A 14,915-nucleotide genomic window follows, 5' to 3' on the forward strand; every position below is an offset into this window, starting at 1 on the left:
CCGGCCGTTCCCCTCGAGTGCCTCGCGCAGGCCGCAATGCGCTACTCACATGTGCGGACTCCCGCACGGCCGTGCGGGCATATGCGGGAGGATGGTGGGGTGACGTCAGCTACTCGACAGCCCGAGACCCCGGCCGCCGCCCTCCCGCCGCGGCTGATCGCCACCGACCTCGACGGCACCTTGCTGCGGGACGACAAGTCGGTGTCACCGCGCACCGTCGCGGCCCTCGCCGCCGCCGAGGAGGCGGGGATCGAGGTCTTCTTCGTGACCGGCCGGCCGGCCCGCTGGATGGATGTCGTCAGCGAGCACGTCCACGGCCACGGCCTGGCGATCTGCGGCAACGGCGCCGCCGTGGTCGACCTGCACGGCGGTCCCGGCACCCACCGGTTCGTGAAGGTGCGCGAGCTGGCCCGGGAGAACGCGCTGGACGCCGTACGGCTGCTGCGGGAAGCGGCGCCGGGCACGCTCTACGCGGTCGAGCAGACGTACGGCTTCTACCAGGAGCCGGACTACCCGAAGCTGCACATGGAGATACCCGACGCGCTCGCCCCGGCCGAGCACCTCCTGGCGCCGGACGCGCCCGGTGCCGGTGAGCCGGTGCTGAAGATCCTCGCCTACCACCCCGACCTCGACCCGGACGCCTTCCTCACCCTGGCCCGCCTCGCCCTGGGCGACCGCGCCAACGTCACCCGTTCCAGCCCCAGCGCCCTGCTGGAGATCAGCGGACCCGGCGTCTCCAAGGCCAGCACCCTCGCCCTGTGCTGCGCCGAGCGCGGCATCTCGCACGAGGAGGTCGTCGCCTTCGGGGACATGCCGAACGACGTCGAGATGCTGACCTGGGCCGGCCGGTCGTACGCCATGGGCAACGCCCACCCCGACGTACTCGCCGCCGCCTCGGGGCACACGGTCGCCAACAACGACGACGGCGTGGCGGTCGTGATCGAGCGGCTGCTGGCGGAGCGGCGCTGAGGTTCCGCCCGGGGGTCAGGCCCTAACCAAGGGGTACGCCCCGGGACGTCAGCCAGGGGCCCGGGTCCACCGCCGACCCCGTCTCCGGGGTGACCCGCACCTCGAAGTGCAGGTGCGGGCCGGTGGAGTTGCCGCTGGTGCCCGACTGGCCGAGCCACTGCCCGGGGCTCACCCGTTCCCCCTGGTCGACGGCGACGGCGGCGAGGTGGGCGTACTGCGTGTAGTAGCCGCCCGCGTGCTCCACCACGACTTCGATGCCGAAGGGGCCCCCGCAGGACACCCGCGCTACGCGTCCCGCGCCGACCGCCCGCACCGGCGTGCCGATCGGCACCGCGAAGTCCTGTCCGGTGTGCCGGTTCGCCCACCGCGCCCCGCCGCTGCCGTATCCCGCGGACAGCTCGTACGTCTCCAGCGGCGCGACCCAGGGTTGCGTGAAGCGCGTCCGCGGCTGGTCCAGCCGTACGGCACCACGGCACGCGCCCGCGGCCACGGAGGCGTCGGCCCGGTCCTGCAACTGCTCGCGGGCCTCTTCGAGCTTGTCCTCGATGCCCTTCTTCAACACGGCGAGTTCGGTGTTGCGCCGGTCCAGTTCCCGCCACGCCGACGCGGCCTTCTCCTCGTCCGCGGCGAGCCGCGCCTCGGCCCGCCGACTCTTCTCGACGGCGTTGTCGACCGCCAGGTTCGTCCGGGAGAAGACGTGCTGACCCCGCATCAGCTCGTCCGGGCTCTGCGCGAGGATGATCTGCGCGGTGATCGGCATTCCGCCGCCATCGCGGTACTGGGCGCGCGCGATCCGGCCGAGGTCCTCGTGCAGGGCGGCGATCTCCCCCCGCTCGCGGTCGAGGAGCGTCTCCAGCCGCCGCGCGCGGGTCCGCTGCTCCGCCGCCTCCCGCAGCCCCGCCTCGTACTGCTGCGTCGCCACGGCCGCGTCCTCGTACAGCCGCGCCACCTGCGCACTGAGCCCGGAGTCGGCTCCGGAGTCGGCTCCGGTGTCCGCGGCGTCGGTCGGGCGGGCCGCGAGCACGGCGAACGCGCACAGCAGCGCCGGAACGAGCAGCGGGTGACGGCGGGATGAGCGCATGTCAGCGATCCTGTCGCGCGCCGGGACGGCACGTCCTGTTCACGTCGTACGGCCGGGGGAACGGTTGCTCCGGACGGACGAGAGGCGGGTGAGCGGTGGGTGCCTCAGTGCGGTGCGTGTCTCAGTGCGGTGGGTGCCTCAGAACGGTGCGTGTCTCAGCGCGGTGGGTGCCTCAGTGCGGCGCCTGCCACACCACCGTCGTACCGCCGCCGCCGTCGCCGATGCCGGGGCCGTGCCAACTCTCGCCGCCTAGCGACTCGGCACGGCGTTCGAGGTTCTTCAGACCGCTGCGTCGGCCGCCGTCGGGGATGCCGATGCCGTCGTCGGCGACGGTCAGCCGGACGCCGGGGCGGCCGTCGGGAAGGGTCGCGGTGGCGTCGACGACGACGTCGATCCGCGTAGCCTCCGCGTGCCGGAAGGCGTTGGACAGGGCCTCGCGCAGGGCGGCGATGAGGTTCTTGCCGGTGAGCTCGCCGACCAGGGTGTCCACGGGGCCGAGGAAGCGGTAGGAGGGCTTGAACCCGAGCGGCACCGCGGCCGTGTTGATCTCGCGCAGCACTCGGGTGCGCAGCCCGGACGGGACCTCGGCGGGCCCCTGCTGCAGGGCGAAGATCGCGGTGCGGATCTCCTGGATGGTGACGTCGAGTTCGTCGACCGCTTTGCCGACGCCCTCCTGCACCTCGGGCACGACCGACCGGCGCTGTGCGCTCTCCAGCATCATCCCGGTCGCGAACAGCCGTTGGATGACGAGATCGTGCAGGTCCCGGGCGATGCGGTCGCGGTCCTCGTAGACCGCGAGCCGTTCCCGGTCGCGTTGCGCCTCGGCCATCATCAGCGCGAGCGCGGCCTGCGAGGCGAACTGGAGGGCGAGGGTGCGCTCGGTCTCCGTGAACGGACGCTCCCCCCGCACGCGGGGCGTCACCAGGCTGCCCAGGACCCGGCCGTCGCTCTGCAGCGGCAGCATCATGATCGGCCCGTAGCCGCGGGCGAGTTCGCTCGTGATCCGCGGGTCGGCGCCCGCGTCGTCCAGGAAGACCGCCTGTCCGGCGAGGAGTTCGGCCACGATCTCGCTGTCGGGCGGGACGACCGTCCCGAGCGTGCCGGTCGGCCGGTCGGCGGCCACGGCGGCGATCTCAAGACCGCCCTCGTCCGCGGGAAGCAGTACGAGGCCGACGGCCGAGCCCGACAGTCTGCGCGCCTGCTCGGCGACCACCTGAAGGGCGTCGTCGGCATCCCCGCCCGACAGCAGCGCGGTGGTCACCGCCACGGACCCGTCGATCCAGCGCTCACGCTGCTGGGCGGCCTCGTACAGGCGGGCGTTGCCGATGGCGATCCCGGCCTCGGTGGCGAGCACCCGGACCGTGTTGAGGTCGTCGTCGTCGAACCGCTCCCCGTCGCGCTTCTCGGTCAGGTACAGGTTTCCGAAGACCTCCCCCTGGACGCGGATGGGTACGCCGAGGAACGTGCGCATCCGCGGATGGTGCTCCGGGAAGCCGCACGAGCGCGGATCCTCCGTCAGGTTCGCGAGTCTGAGCGGCTGTGGGGTGGGGGTTTCCCCGGTCGAACGCGCGTGAGTCCGGGGAAGGATGAGCGCGCCCAACAGCCCCTTGTGGCCGTCGGGGAGCCGCCCGATCCGGCGGGCGGTCGCCGCGTCGACCCCGTGGAAGACGAAGTCGGCCAGACCGTCGCCGTCCTCGTCCAGGACGCCGATGGCCGCGTACCGGGCGTCCGTCAGCGAGGCCGCGGTCTCGCAGATCCGGTCGAGCGTGGAGTGCAGCTCAAGACCGCTGCCGACGGACCGCATCGCCGCCAGCAACCGCGACAGCCGCGCCACCGGCTCGGCCGACCCGCCCGACTCGTCCGGCAGGCCGGGAGGAGGGAGCGAAGGGCCGGAGGACGGTACGTCAGGCATGAGCTGAGCCTAATTAGTCCCATTTGCCACGGAAAGTCGAGGCAGGACGGCCGGGTCGAGGACGCCGACCGACACGCACCGGCCACCGGGCACCGGGCACCGGGCACCGGGCACCGGGCACCTGAGCGGAGCACTCAGCCCGCCGCGACGAGCAGATCCACCTCCTCCTCCCGCTCCACCATCGCCCGCAACAGCCCCTCGACCGCCGCCAGCTCCGCGTATCCGCCCCGCTGCACCACCCGTCCCTCGTCCAGCACGACCACCTCGTCCACGGCCTCAAGACCGGCCAGCCGATGGGTGATGAGCAGCGTCGTACGGCCCTCGGTGGCCGCCAGCAGATCGGCGGTGAGCGCGTCGGCCGTGGGCAGGTCGAGGTGCTCGGCCGGTTCGTCGAGCACCAGCACGGGGAAGTCGGCGAGCAGCGCACGGGCCAGCGCCAGCCGCTGCCGCTGGCCGCCGGAGAGCCGTGCCCCGTGCTCGCCGACCAGCGTGTCCAGACCGTCGGGCAGGCCCTCGGCCCAGTCCAGCAGCCGGGCGCGGCGCAACGCGTCGCGCAGTTCGTCCTCGGTGGCGTCCTTCTTGGCGAGGAGCAGGTTCTCCCGCACCGAGCTGTCGAAGAGGTGCGCGTCCTGGGCGCACAGGCCGACCAGCCGCCGTACGTCGTCGCCGTCCACGGCGGCCGCGTCCACGCCGCCCAGCGTGTACGAGCCCGTGTCGGCGTCCAGGAACCGCAGCAGCGTCTGGGCCAGCGTCGTCTTGCCCGACCCGGACGGTCCGACCACGGCGATCCGGCGGCCCTCCTCCAGGGTCAGGTCCACACCGGCGAGCGCGTCCCGGTCCTGCCCCGCGTGCCGTGCGGTCAGCCCCTTGAGCGCGACGGGGAACGGCGACACGGGCGCCTGCCGGGGCCGCTCCGGCTCCCGCACCGGCTCGGGCGCGTCCAGCACCTCGTACACGCGCTCGGCGCTCCTGCGCACCCGCTGCCGGTACTGCACGGCGAGCGGCAGCCCGAGGACCGCCTCGAAGGCGGCCAGCGGGGTGAGCACCACGACGGCCATCGCCACCCCGCTCAGCCGCCCGTCGGCGACGCCCTGGGCGCCCACGAGGGCGGCGAGGGCGACGGTCAGTCCGGAGACCAGTGCGGTGAGCCCGTCCCCGAGCGCGGTGGCACCGGCGGCCCGCGAGGCGATCCGGGTGAGCGTCCCGTCGGCCCGCCGTGCCTCGGCGGTACGGGCGGGCAGGGCGCCGGCGACCGTCAGCTCCGCGGTTCCGGTGAGCAGGTCGGTCACGCGCGTCGCCAGCACCCCGCGGGCGGGGGCCAGCCGGCGCTCGGCACGCCGGGCCACGGCACCGGTGAGCAGCGGGACGCCGACGCCGGCCGCCAGCAGACCGACGGCGAGCACGGCGCCGGCCTCCGGCAGCAGCCAGGCGGTGAAGCCGACGGAGGCGGCGGACACCACGGCGGCGGCACCGGCGGGCAGCAGCCAGCGCAGCCAGTAGTCCTGGAGGGCGTCCACGTCGGAGACAAGCCGCGACAGCAGGTCCCCCCGGCGGGTCGTGCGCAGTCCGGCGGGGGCCAGCCGCTCCAGTCGGCGGTACACGGCGACCCGGGTGTCGGCGAGCATCCGCAGCACGGCGTCGTGCGACACCAGCCGCTCGCCGTACCGGAAGACGGCCCGCCCGATGCCGAAGGCGCGCGTCGCCGTCACGGCCACCATCAGGTACAGCACGGGCGGCTGCTGCGAGGCCCGCGAGATGAGCCACCCCGAGGTGGCCATCAGGCCGACGGCACTGCCGAGGGCGAGGCTTCCGAGCAGCAGGGCGAGGGCGAGCCTGCCGCGGCGGGCGCCGGACAGGGCGCGGACACGGGCGAGTACGCCGCCTGCGGCTGCCGGGGGCGCTGTCTCCGCCTCGACGGCGGGGAGTTCGGCGCCGTCAACGACGGGGCGTCCGGCGTCCTCGGCGACGAGGCGACCGGCGTCCTCGGCGACGGGGAGTTCGGCGTCCTCGGCGACGGGACGTCCGGCGCCCTCGATCGCATGCGCGGCAGACGCCTTGGCGGCGACGGTGGTCACCAGGTCGGGTGCCGCGGGCTCCGCCAGCCGCACCACCCGGTCCGCGATCCCCAGCAGTGCGGGCCGGTGCACCACCAGCAGGACCGTCCGTCCCACCGCGAGGCGGCCGACCGCCGCCACGACCTCCGCCTCGGTCTCCCCGTCCAGCGCGGCCGTGGGCTCGTCGAGCAGCAGCACCGGACGGTCCGCGAGGAACGCCCGGGCCAGTGCGAGCCGTTGCCGCTGCCCGGCGGAGAGTCCGGCGCCGTCCTCGCCGAGCACGGTGTCGGCCCCCTGGGGCAGCCCGGCCACGAACTCCCGCGCCCCGGCCTCCTCCAGCGCCCGCAGCACGGCGGCGTCATCCGCGTCGGGACGCGCCAGCCGTACGTTCTCGGCGATCGTCCCGGCGAACAGCTGGGGCCGCTGCGGCACCCATGCGATCCGCGACCGCCACTGCTCCAGGTCCAGCTCCGCCAGATCGGTGCCGCCGACGCGTACCTTGCCCTCGGTGGGCCGCACAAAGCCCAGCAGCACGTTGAGCAGCGTGGACTTGCCCGCACCGCTCGGCCCCACGAGCGCGACCGTCTCCCCGGCCTCGACGGCGAAGGACACCTCCGACACGGCATCCCCGGACCGGCCCGGATAGCGGACCGTCACGCCTTCGAAGGCGACGGAACCGGAGGGCACCGGCGCGGTTCCCGAGACCGGCACCGGCGTCTCCAGCACCTCGAAGATCTCCTCCGCCGCCGCGAGCCCCTCCGCCGCCGCGTGGTACTGCGCGCCCACCTGGCGCAGCGGCAGATAGGCCTCGGGCGCGAGCACCAGGATGACGAGGCCGATGTACAGGTCCATCTCGCCGTGGACGAGACGCATGCCGATGGTCACGGCGACCAGCGCGACCGAGATCGTCGCCAGCAGTTCCAGTGCGAAGGAGGACAGGAAGGCGATCCGCAGGGTGCGCATCGTCGCCCGCCGGTAGTCGTCGGTGATCCGCCGGATCGACTCGGCCTGGGCCTTGGCCCGTCCGAACACCTTCAGCGTGGGCAGCCCGGCGACGACATCCAGGAAGTGGCCGGACAGCCGGGACAGCAGCCGCCACTGACGGTCCATCCGGGACTGCGTGGCCCAGCCGATCAGCATCATGAAGACCGGAATGAGGGGGAGCGTGCCGACGATGATGGCCGCCGAGACCCAGTCCTCGGTGACGATCCGGGCCAGCACCGCCACCGGCACGACCACCGCGAGCCCCAACTGCGGCAGATAGCGGGAGAAGTAGTCGTCGAGCGCGTCGACTCCACGGGTCGCGAGGGCGACCAGCGAGCCGGTCCGCTGTCCGCCGAGCCACCCGGGGCCGAGCGCGACCGCGCGCTCCAGCAGGCGCCCGCGCAGCTCCGACTTCACCGCGGCGCTCGCCCGGTGGGCGGCGAGCTCGGTGAGCCAGGAGACCAGCGCGCGCCCGCAGGCGACGGCCGCCAACAACAGCAGGGGAGTGCGCAGTTCACCGACCGACAGCCCGTGCTGGAAGGCGCCGACCACCACCTCGGCGATGAGCATCGCCTGAGCGATGACCAGCGCCGCTCCGACGACACCCAGGCCGACGACCGCCACCATGAACAGGCGGGTGGCACGGGCGTACCGGAGCAGACGCGGGTCGATCGGTTTCACGTGAAACACACCCTCTTCTCAAAGGGGTCTATGGGGTCATGTTTCACGTGAAACACGACCCCATCCGGACTCAGTGCGCGGGTTCTGCGATGTGCTGGGTACCGATCCGCTTGCGGAAGACCCAGTAGGTCCAACTCTGGTAGAGCAGGACGATCGGCGTGGCGATAGCGGCACACCAGGTCATGATCTTCAAGGTGTACGCGCTCGACGAGGCGTTGGTGACCGTCAGGCTCCACTCGTCATTGAGCGAGGACGGCATGACGTTCGGGAAGAGCGTCAGGAAGAGCATCGCCACGGCGGCCACGATGGTGACGCCGGACAGGGCGAACGCCCATCCCTCACGCCCGGCCTGGTTCGCCGCCAGTGCCGCCACCAGTGCCGCCACGGCCACGACCAGGGCTACCAGGCTCTTTCCGTCACCGCCGTCGACCTGCGTCCACAGCAGGAAGACCAGCGCGAGCACCGCCGTGCCGAGACCCACCTGAAGCGCCAGCTTCCGCGCCCGCTCCCGGATGTCCCCGACGGTCTTGAGGGCGACGAACACCGCACCGTGGAAGGTGAACAGCGTCAGCGTCACCAGGCCGCCGAGGAGCGCGTACGGATTGAGCAGGTCCCAGAAGTTGCCGACGTACTCCATGTTCCGGTCGATCTTCACGCCCCGCACGATGTTGCCGAAGGCCACACCCCACAGGAACGCGGGAATGAGCGAGGACCAGAAGATCGCGGTCTCCCAGTTGCGCTGCCAGTTCTCCTCGGGCCGCTTCGCCCGGTACTCGAAGGCGACGCCCCGGACGATCAGACAGACCAGGATGAGCAGCAGGGGCAGGTAGAAGCCGGAGAAGAGCGTGGCGTACCACTCGGGGAAGGCGGCGAAGGTCGCGCCGCCCGCCGTCAGCAGCCACACCTCGTTGCCGTCCCAGACCGGGCCGATGGTGTTGATCAGCACCCGCTTCTCGGGCCGGTTGCGGGCCAGCAGCCGGGTGAGGATGCCGACCCCGAAGTCGAAGCCCTCCAGGAAGAAGTAGCCGATCCACAGGACGGCGATCAGGACGAACCAGACGTCGTGCAGTTCCATGACTGTGCAGCTCCCTCGGCCTAGTACGAGAAGGCCATCGGCTTGTCGGCGTCACGGGAGTCGCCGCCGATCTTCGTGGGCGGGTTGAGGTCGGCCTCGGTGAGCTCGGGCGGGCCGGCCTTGACGTACTTGGCGAGCAGCTTGACCTCGATCACCGCGAGGACGGCGTAGAGCGCCGTGAAGATGATCATCGAGGCGAGCACCTCGCCCTGCGAGACACCGGGCGAGACGGCGTCACGGGTCTGGAGCACGCCGTAGACGACCCACGGCTGGCGGCCCATCTCGGTGAAGATCCAGCCCCAGGAGTTGGCGATCAGCGGGAAGCCCAGGGTCCAGATCGCGATGAGCCAGTACCACCTGGTGAGCTTCGGGCCGAGTGCCTTCTTCCGGAACAGGACCAGGTTCGGCACCTCGTCCTCACCGACCCGCAGGGCCTGCGGGAGCATGAACTTCTTGCGGGTCAGCCAGAGTCCGACCACGCCGACGGCGAGGGAGGCCATGCCGAAGCCGATCATCCAGCGGAAGCCCCAGTAGGCGACGGGGATGTTGGGCCGGTAGTCGCCGGGTCCGAACTGCTCCTCCGATGCCTTCTGGACGTCGTTGATGCCGGGCACGTACGAACTGAAGTCGTCCTTGGCCAGGAAGGACAGCAGTCCCGGAATCTCTATGGCGACCTTGTTGTGGCCCTTGTCGACATCGCCGTAGGCGAAGATCGAGAAGGGGGCGGGGGATTCGCCGTCCCACAGCGCCTCGGCCGCGGCCATCTTCATCGGCTGCTGCTCGTACATGATCTTGCCGAGGACGTCACCGCTGACCGCGGTGAACATGCCGCCGATGACGAGGGTGACCAGACCGAGCCGCAGCGAGGTCTTCATCTCGCGGATGTGCTTCTTGCGCAGCAGGTGGAAGGCCGAGATGCCGACCATGAACGCGCCACCGGTGAGGAAGGCGGCGGACAGGGTGTGGAAGGCCTGGGCCAGTGCGGTGTTCTGCGTCAGAACCAGCCAGAAGTCGGTGAGCTCGGCCCGCCCCTTCGCCTCGTTGATCCTGTAGCCGACCGGGTGCTGCATCCACGAGTTGGCCGCGAGGATGAAGTACGCCGACAGGATCGTGCCGATCGACACCATCCAGATACAGGCCAGGTGGATCTTCTTCGGCAGCTTGTCCCAGCCGAAGATCCACAGGCCGATGAAGGTGGATTCGAAGAAGAAGGCGATCAGCGCCTCGAAGGCCAGAGGCGCTCCGAAGATGTCACCGACGAACCGCGAGTAGTCGGACCAGTTCATGCCGAACTGGAACTCCTGCACGATGCCGGTGACCACGCCCATCGCGATATTGATCAGAAAGAGCTTGCCCCAGAACTTGGTCGCTCTGAGGTACTTCTCCTTCTCCGTGCGCACCCAGGCCGTCTGCAAGCCGGCCGTCAGCGCGGCGAGCGAGATCGTCAGGGGGACGAAGAGGAAGTGGTAGACGGTGGTGATGCCGAACTGCCATCGCGCCAGTGTCTCCGGCGCCAAAGCCAGGTCCACGTCGTCAGTCTCCTTACGTCGCCGTGGTACAGCGGCAGTTTGCCCCTTATGTCCCGCTCATCAGGGGATCAACCCGGACACGCTTGTGAACGCGTTCACATTCACAAGCAATTATGACGCACTGATTATCGAAGCTCGAAGGGGGGTCTCACTTAGGCCGTTCGGGCACTCTTCTTGGCGCAGACTTCAACATCTTGTTGAATTGCCTGCCATGCAGATACTCATCTCATGGCCCGCCGGCCACCTCACCGCGACCCTCGACGACACCCCGACCAGTCAGGCCCTCGCCAAGGCACTGCCCCTTGTCTCCACCGTCCGCACCTGGGGCGAGGAGGTCTACTTCGACACGAACGTCTCGGTTTCACGTGAAACGGACGCGCGGCAGGTCGTCGAGCCGGGCACGGTCGCCTTCTGGACCGACGGCGACGCGCTGGCGCTCCCCTACGGGCCCACGCCGATCTCGCGAGACGGGGAAGAGTGCCGCCTCGCGAGCCCGTGCAATGTTCTGGGCCGCCTCGACGGCGACCCACGGCTGCTCGCCACGGCCCGGGACGGTGACCCCGTGCGCGTGGAACTCGTAGCCGTTTAAAGCCCCTTAGCGGGCCTCAGAGCTCCTTGCGGAACGCCTCCGACACCTTCAGGAAGATGTCGTTCGCCTCGGACTCCCCGATCGTCACCCGCACACCCTCCCCCGGGAACGGCCGGACCACCACGCCGGCCTGCTCGCACGCCGCCGCGAAGGCGACCGTGCGCTCCCCTAGCCGCAGCCACACGAAGTTGGCCTGGGTCTCGGGCACCGTCCAGCCCTGCGCGCGCAGCGCGTCGACCACGCGATTGCGCTCGCAGACCAGCGAGCCGACCCGGCCGAGCAGTTCGTCCTCGGCGCGCAACGAGGCGACGGCCGCGTCCTGCGCGAGCTGGCTCACGCCGAAGGGCACCGCCGTCTTGCGCAGCGCCGCCGCGACCGGCTCGTGCGCGATCGCGAAGCCGACCCGCAGACCGGCCAGCCCGTACGCCTTGGAGAAGGTCCGCAGCACGCAGACGTTCGGCCGGTCGCGGTAGATCTCCACACCGTCCGGCACCTCGGCATCGCGGATGAACTCGCGGTAGGCCTCGTCCAGCACCACCAGCACATCGCCGGGCACCCGGTCGAGGAAGCGCTCCAGCTCGGCCCGCCTCACCACCGTGCCCGTCGGGTTGTTGGGGTTGCAGACGAAGATCAGCCGGGTCCGGTCGGTGACGGCGTCGGCCATCGCGTCCAGGTCGTGCACATCGCCCGGCGTCAGCGGCACCCGCACCGACGTCGCGCCGCTGATCTGCGTGATGATCGGGTACGCCTCGAAGGACCGCCAGGCGTAGACGACCTCGTCGCCCGGTCCGGCGGTGGCCTGGAGCAGCTGCTGAGCCACGCCGACGGAGCCGGTGCCGGTGGCCAGGTGGGAGAGCGGCACCCCGAAGCGCTCGGACAGCTCGTTCATCAGGCCGGTGCACGCCATGTCCGGGTAGCGGTTGAAGGAGGAGGCCGCCGTGGTCACGCTCTCCATCACGCCCGGCAGCGGCGGATAGGGGTTCTCGTTGGAGGACAGCTTGTAGGCCACCGGCCCACCGGCCGCGGCGGGCTTGCCCGGCTTGTAGGTGGGGATCCCCTCCAGCTCGGCGCGCAGCTTGGGGCTCGTCTCGCTCACCGCAGTCCTCCTCGCGACCACCGGCGGTCCATCGACACCACCGGCTTCCAATGCTTCTCACCTTATGAGGATTCGGCCCGCCTGCGTACAGGTGCGGACGGTCCGGGTACGTCACATGAGCAGACCTCATCCGTCACACGGGCATCAGGTGCATCAGCACGCGAAGCCGTACGAATTGGGGGGCGCGTCACACATATATCTATGCGCCGGTGGCTCGCGCCGTGGCGCGCATCCCTCGTGAAGGTGAGTTGAGACCTCTTCGAAACATCGGGAACTTGGCAGGCGGGCACGCGTCGACAAGTCACGTACTGCCATTGGAGCGCTCAACTCCCTTTCAATCAAAGGATCCTGACGCTTTATGACCTTGCAGAAACGTGCCTGTCAACAGCTGCATATGCGTCCGCACTACCCCACCGCATGAGCCCTACTATCGGCTCGCCATGACAGCAGCAGGGAAGCACCAGGTGAGCCGCGCGGAGACCGCCCGCCGGGGCAACAGGCCGGGCCGGGCAGGCATCAGAGACGTTGCCGCCGCCGCCGGAGTCTCCATCACGACCGTCTCCGACGCCCTCAACGGCAAGGGCCGGCTCCCCGACGCCACCCGACGCCACGTCCGTGAAGTCGCCGACCGACTGGGCTACCGCCCATCAGCAGCGGCCCGAACCCTCCGTACCGGCAAATCGGGCCTCATCGGCCTGACCGTGACGACGTACGGGGATGAACCTTTCACCTTCACCGAGTTCGCGTACTTCGCCGAAATGGCCCGCGCCGCCACCTCGGCCGCGCTCGCCCGCGGCTACGCACTCGTCATTCTGCCCGCCACCTCCCGCCACGACGTCTGGTCGAACGTCGCCCTCGACGGCACCGTCGTCATCGACCCCTCCGACCAGGACCCGGTCGTCAGCGAACTGGTCCGACAGGGCCTTCCGGTGGTCTCCGACGGCCGCCCGGTCGGATCCCTGCCGGTCACGGCCTGGGTCGACAACGACCACGAGGCCGCCGTACTCGGCATCCTCGACCACCTCGCCGACGCCGGCGCCCGCCGCATCGGCCTGCTGACCGGGACGACGACCGACACGTACACCCATCTGTCGACCACGGCCTATCTGCGCTGGTGCGAACGCGTCGGCCAGGACCCGGTGTACGAGGCCTACCCGGCGCACGACCCGTGTGCCGGCGCCGTCGCCGCCGACCGGCTGCTGGCCCGCCCCGACCGCCCCGACGCCGTCTACGGACTGTTCGACCCCAACGGCACCGACCTGCTCGCCGCCGCCCGCCGCTACGGACTGCGCGTACCGGAGGACCTGCTTCTGGTCTGCTGCAGCGAGTCCACCGTGTACGCCAGCACCGAGCCGCCCATCACCACGCTGTCCCTGAAGCCGCGGCGCATCGGCACGGCCGTGGTGCAGCTCCTCATCGACGCCATCGAGGGCGTCGAATCGGACCAACCGGTCGAGCAGGTGATACCGACGGAGCTGTTCGTGCGTACCTCGTCCCAGCGACGTCCGCCCCGCACGACGGTCAGCCCGCCGCGGTCGCCCGAGGAGCAGTAGGACGAGGCCGGACAGCAGGCGGTAGAAGCCCGGTCCAACCGGGGCGAAAGCCGCGGTGAACTGGAGCCCTGCTCTGATTCACCACCCCTGGGTCATCACATGGCGCGATCGGCATTCCTATGATGGGCCCACGACACCGCGGGCCGCTGCGACCAGGCAGTCCGAAGCGGTGCAGCTGCGGCGCGATGGTGGAGGGGTCTGATGACTCAGGGGGCCGGTCAGGGACCCGAGGTGGAGCGGACGGCGACGTTGCGCGACTTCCGGGTGCCCGCGTACGTCCACGAGACCGGTCCGTACGCCCCCGGCACGCACCCCGGCGAGGCCGCCCCTCCCGTGGACGAGACCTACCCGGAGGGGTACACCCCGACCCAGCGCGACCTCCCCGTCATCAACCGCGATGACACGGTTCAGGTGAGCGTCGACCCCGTGGCCGTTCCGCAGGCCACGGGCGGCGCGGGGCCGCTGTACGTCGTCGGGGACGTCCACGGCTATCTCGACGAGCTGGTGGCCGCGCTCCGCGAGCAGGGCCTCATCGACGCCGCGGGCCAGTGGTGCGCGGGCACCGCCCGGCTGTGGTTCCTCGGCGACTTCACCGACCGCGGCCCCGACGGCGTCGGCGTGATCGAACTCGTGATGCGGCTGTCCGCCGAGGCCGCCGCGGCCGGCGGCTACTGCAAGGCCCTCATGGGCAATCACGAGCTGCTGCTCATCGGCGCCAAGCGGTTCGGCGACACCCCCGTCAACTCCGGCGCGGGCACCGCCACCTTCCAGGCCGCCTGGCTGCTCAACGGCGGCCAGAAGTCCGACATGGACCGCCTCCAGGACCACCACCTGCAGTGGATGGCCCGTCTCGACGCCATGGAGGAGGTCGACGGGCATCTGCTCGTCCACTCCGACACCACCGCCTATCTCGACTACGGCCGCTCCATCGAAGAAGTCAACGACACCGTCCGCGAGACGCTCACCCGCAACGACGCGGACGAGGTGTGGGACCTGTTCCGCAAGTTCACCAAGCGCTTCTCCTTCCGCGACGAGGGCGGCGCCGACCATGTGCGCTCCCTGCTCGATACGTACGGCGGCACCCGCATCGTTCACGGGCACAGCCCGATCCCCTATCTGCTGGGCGAGGTCGGCTCCGAGGACGGCGAGGACGACGGCGGGCCTGTCGTCGAGGGACCGCACGTCTACGCCGACGGACTCGCCATCGCGATGGACGGCGGAGTGACCATGGCCGGAAAACTGCTGGTCCGGCAACTTCCCCTGGATATCTGAACGTTCACCGGGCAGGCGTCCCCCTGTGGTGGAGTGAAGCAGGACGGCGCAGGCCAGGGGCCAATTTCTGGAAACCCCCTGTCACCGTGTGCCGTCACCGCTCTACCATCGGCTTATCCG

Annotated in this window: 10 protein-coding genes; 4 read left to right on the forward strand and 6 right to left on the reverse strand. The window is 70.8% G+C overall.

Annotated features, from left to right (window positions below; translation table 11 throughout):
- Nucleotides 1-99 precede the first annotated feature (99 nt).
- Nucleotides 100-969: a Cof-type HAD-IIB family hydrolase gene (locus ICC28_RS20130; RefSeq protein ID WP_282702835.1), complete on the forward strand. Its 870-nt coding sequence runs from the start codon at nucleotides 100-102 to the stop codon at nucleotides 967-969.
- Between the two features lie 22 nt (nucleotides 970-991).
- Here the strand turns inward: ICC28_RS20130 and ICC28_RS20135 are convergent, their stop codons facing one another.
- The 5 genes from ICC28_RS20135 to ICC28_RS20155 all read right to left on the reverse strand — a co-directional run bounded on the left by ICC28_RS20135 (nucleotide 992) and on the right by ICC28_RS20155 (nucleotide 10,285).
- Nucleotides 992-2,050, reverse strand: coding sequence for a M23 family metallopeptidase (locus ICC28_RS20135; RefSeq protein ID WP_188290025.1), 1,059 nt, complete (start codon nucleotides 2,048-2,050; stop codon nucleotides 992-994).
- A 172-nt stretch (nucleotides 2,051-2,222) separates the two neighbouring features.
- Complete coding sequence (locus tag ICC28_RS20140; RefSeq protein WP_188290026.1) at nucleotides 2,223-3,962, reverse strand: GAF domain-containing protein; 1,740 nt, start codon at nucleotides 3,960-3,962, stop codon at nucleotides 2,223-2,225.
- A 134-nt stretch (nucleotides 3,963-4,096) separates the two neighbouring features.
- The gene (gene cydD / locus ICC28_RS20145) at nucleotides 4,097-7,681 is read right to left on the reverse strand and encodes a thiol reductant ABC exporter subunit CydD (RefSeq protein WP_188290027.1); all 3,585 of its coding nucleotides are present in this window, start codon (nucleotides 7,679-7,681) and stop codon (nucleotides 4,097-4,099) included.
- Between the two features lie 70 nt (nucleotides 7,682-7,751).
- A complete protein-coding gene (cydB, locus tag ICC28_RS20150; RefSeq protein ID WP_188290028.1) occupies nucleotides 7,752-8,756 on the reverse strand; it encodes a cytochrome d ubiquinol oxidase subunit II in 1,005 nt (334 codons plus the stop codon).
- Nucleotides 8,757-8,776: 20 nt separating this feature from the next.
- On the reverse strand, nucleotides 8,777-10,285 hold the full coding sequence (locus ICC28_RS20155; RefSeq protein WP_188290029.1) for a cytochrome ubiquinol oxidase subunit I: 1,509 nt from the start codon (nucleotides 10,283-10,285) through the stop codon (nucleotides 8,777-8,779).
- Between the two features lie 211 nt (nucleotides 10,286-10,496).
- On the opposite strand from ICC28_RS20155, the gene ICC28_RS20160 reads away from it, so the two are divergent.
- On the forward strand, nucleotides 10,497-10,874 hold the full coding sequence (locus tag ICC28_RS20160) for a cyclophilin-like fold protein (RefSeq protein WP_188290030.1): 378 nt from the start codon (nucleotides 10,497-10,499) through the stop codon (nucleotides 10,872-10,874).
- A 16-nt stretch (nucleotides 10,875-10,890) separates the two neighbouring features.
- On the opposite strand, the gene hisC is transcribed toward ICC28_RS20160, so the two are convergent.
- Nucleotides 10,891-11,970, reverse strand: a complete 1,080-nt coding sequence (gene hisC / locus ICC28_RS20165; protein ID WP_188290031.1) for a histidinol-phosphate transaminase — start codon at nucleotides 11,968-11,970, stop codon at nucleotides 10,891-10,893.
- 440 nt (nucleotides 11,971-12,410) lie between these two features.
- Here hisC and ICC28_RS20170 point away from each other — a divergent pair, with 440 nt between their 5' ends.
- Nucleotides 12,411-13,523, forward strand: coding sequence for a LacI family DNA-binding transcriptional regulator (locus tag ICC28_RS20170; RefSeq protein WP_188290032.1), 1,113 nt, complete (start codon nucleotides 12,411-12,413; stop codon nucleotides 13,521-13,523).
- Between the two features lie 201 nt (nucleotides 13,524-13,724).
- On the forward strand, nucleotides 13,725-14,795 hold the full coding sequence (locus tag ICC28_RS20175) for a metallophosphoesterase family protein (protein ID WP_188290033.1): 1,071 nt from the start codon (nucleotides 13,725-13,727) through the stop codon (nucleotides 14,793-14,795).
- Nucleotides 14,796-14,915: the final 120 nt, after the last annotated feature.

Origin of the sequence: Streptomyces sp. TRM68416 (genome assembly GCF_014596915.1) — a bacterium.
Taxonomy (GTDB): Bacteria; Actinomycetota; Actinomycetes; order Streptomycetales; family Streptomycetaceae; genus Streptomyces.

Bases quoted from the DNA above. Each gene is read 5' to 3' on its own strand.
- ICC28_RS20175 (WP_188290033.1), top strand. From the start codon at position 13,725: ATGACTCAGGGGGCCGGTCAGGGACCCGAGGTGGAGCGGACGGCGACG.
- ICC28_RS20135 (WP_188290025.1), bottom strand. From the start codon at position 2,050: ATGCGCTCATCCCGCCGTCACCCGCTGCTCGTTCCGGCGCTGCTGTGC.
- ICC28_RS20170 (WP_188290032.1), top strand. From the start codon at position 12,411: ATGACAGCAGCAGGGAAGCACCAGGTGAGCCGCGCGGAGACCGCCCGC.
- cydB (WP_188290028.1), bottom strand. From the start codon at position 8,756: ATGGAACTGCACGACGTCTGGTTCGTCCTGATCGCCGTCCTGTGGATC.
- ICC28_RS20140 (WP_188290026.1), bottom strand. From the start codon at position 3,962: ATGCCTGACGTACCGTCCTCCGGCCCTTCGCTCCCTCCTCCCGGCCTG.
- ICC28_RS20160 (WP_188290030.1), top strand. From the start codon at position 10,497: ATGCAGATACTCATCTCATGGCCCGCCGGCCACCTCACCGCGACCCTC.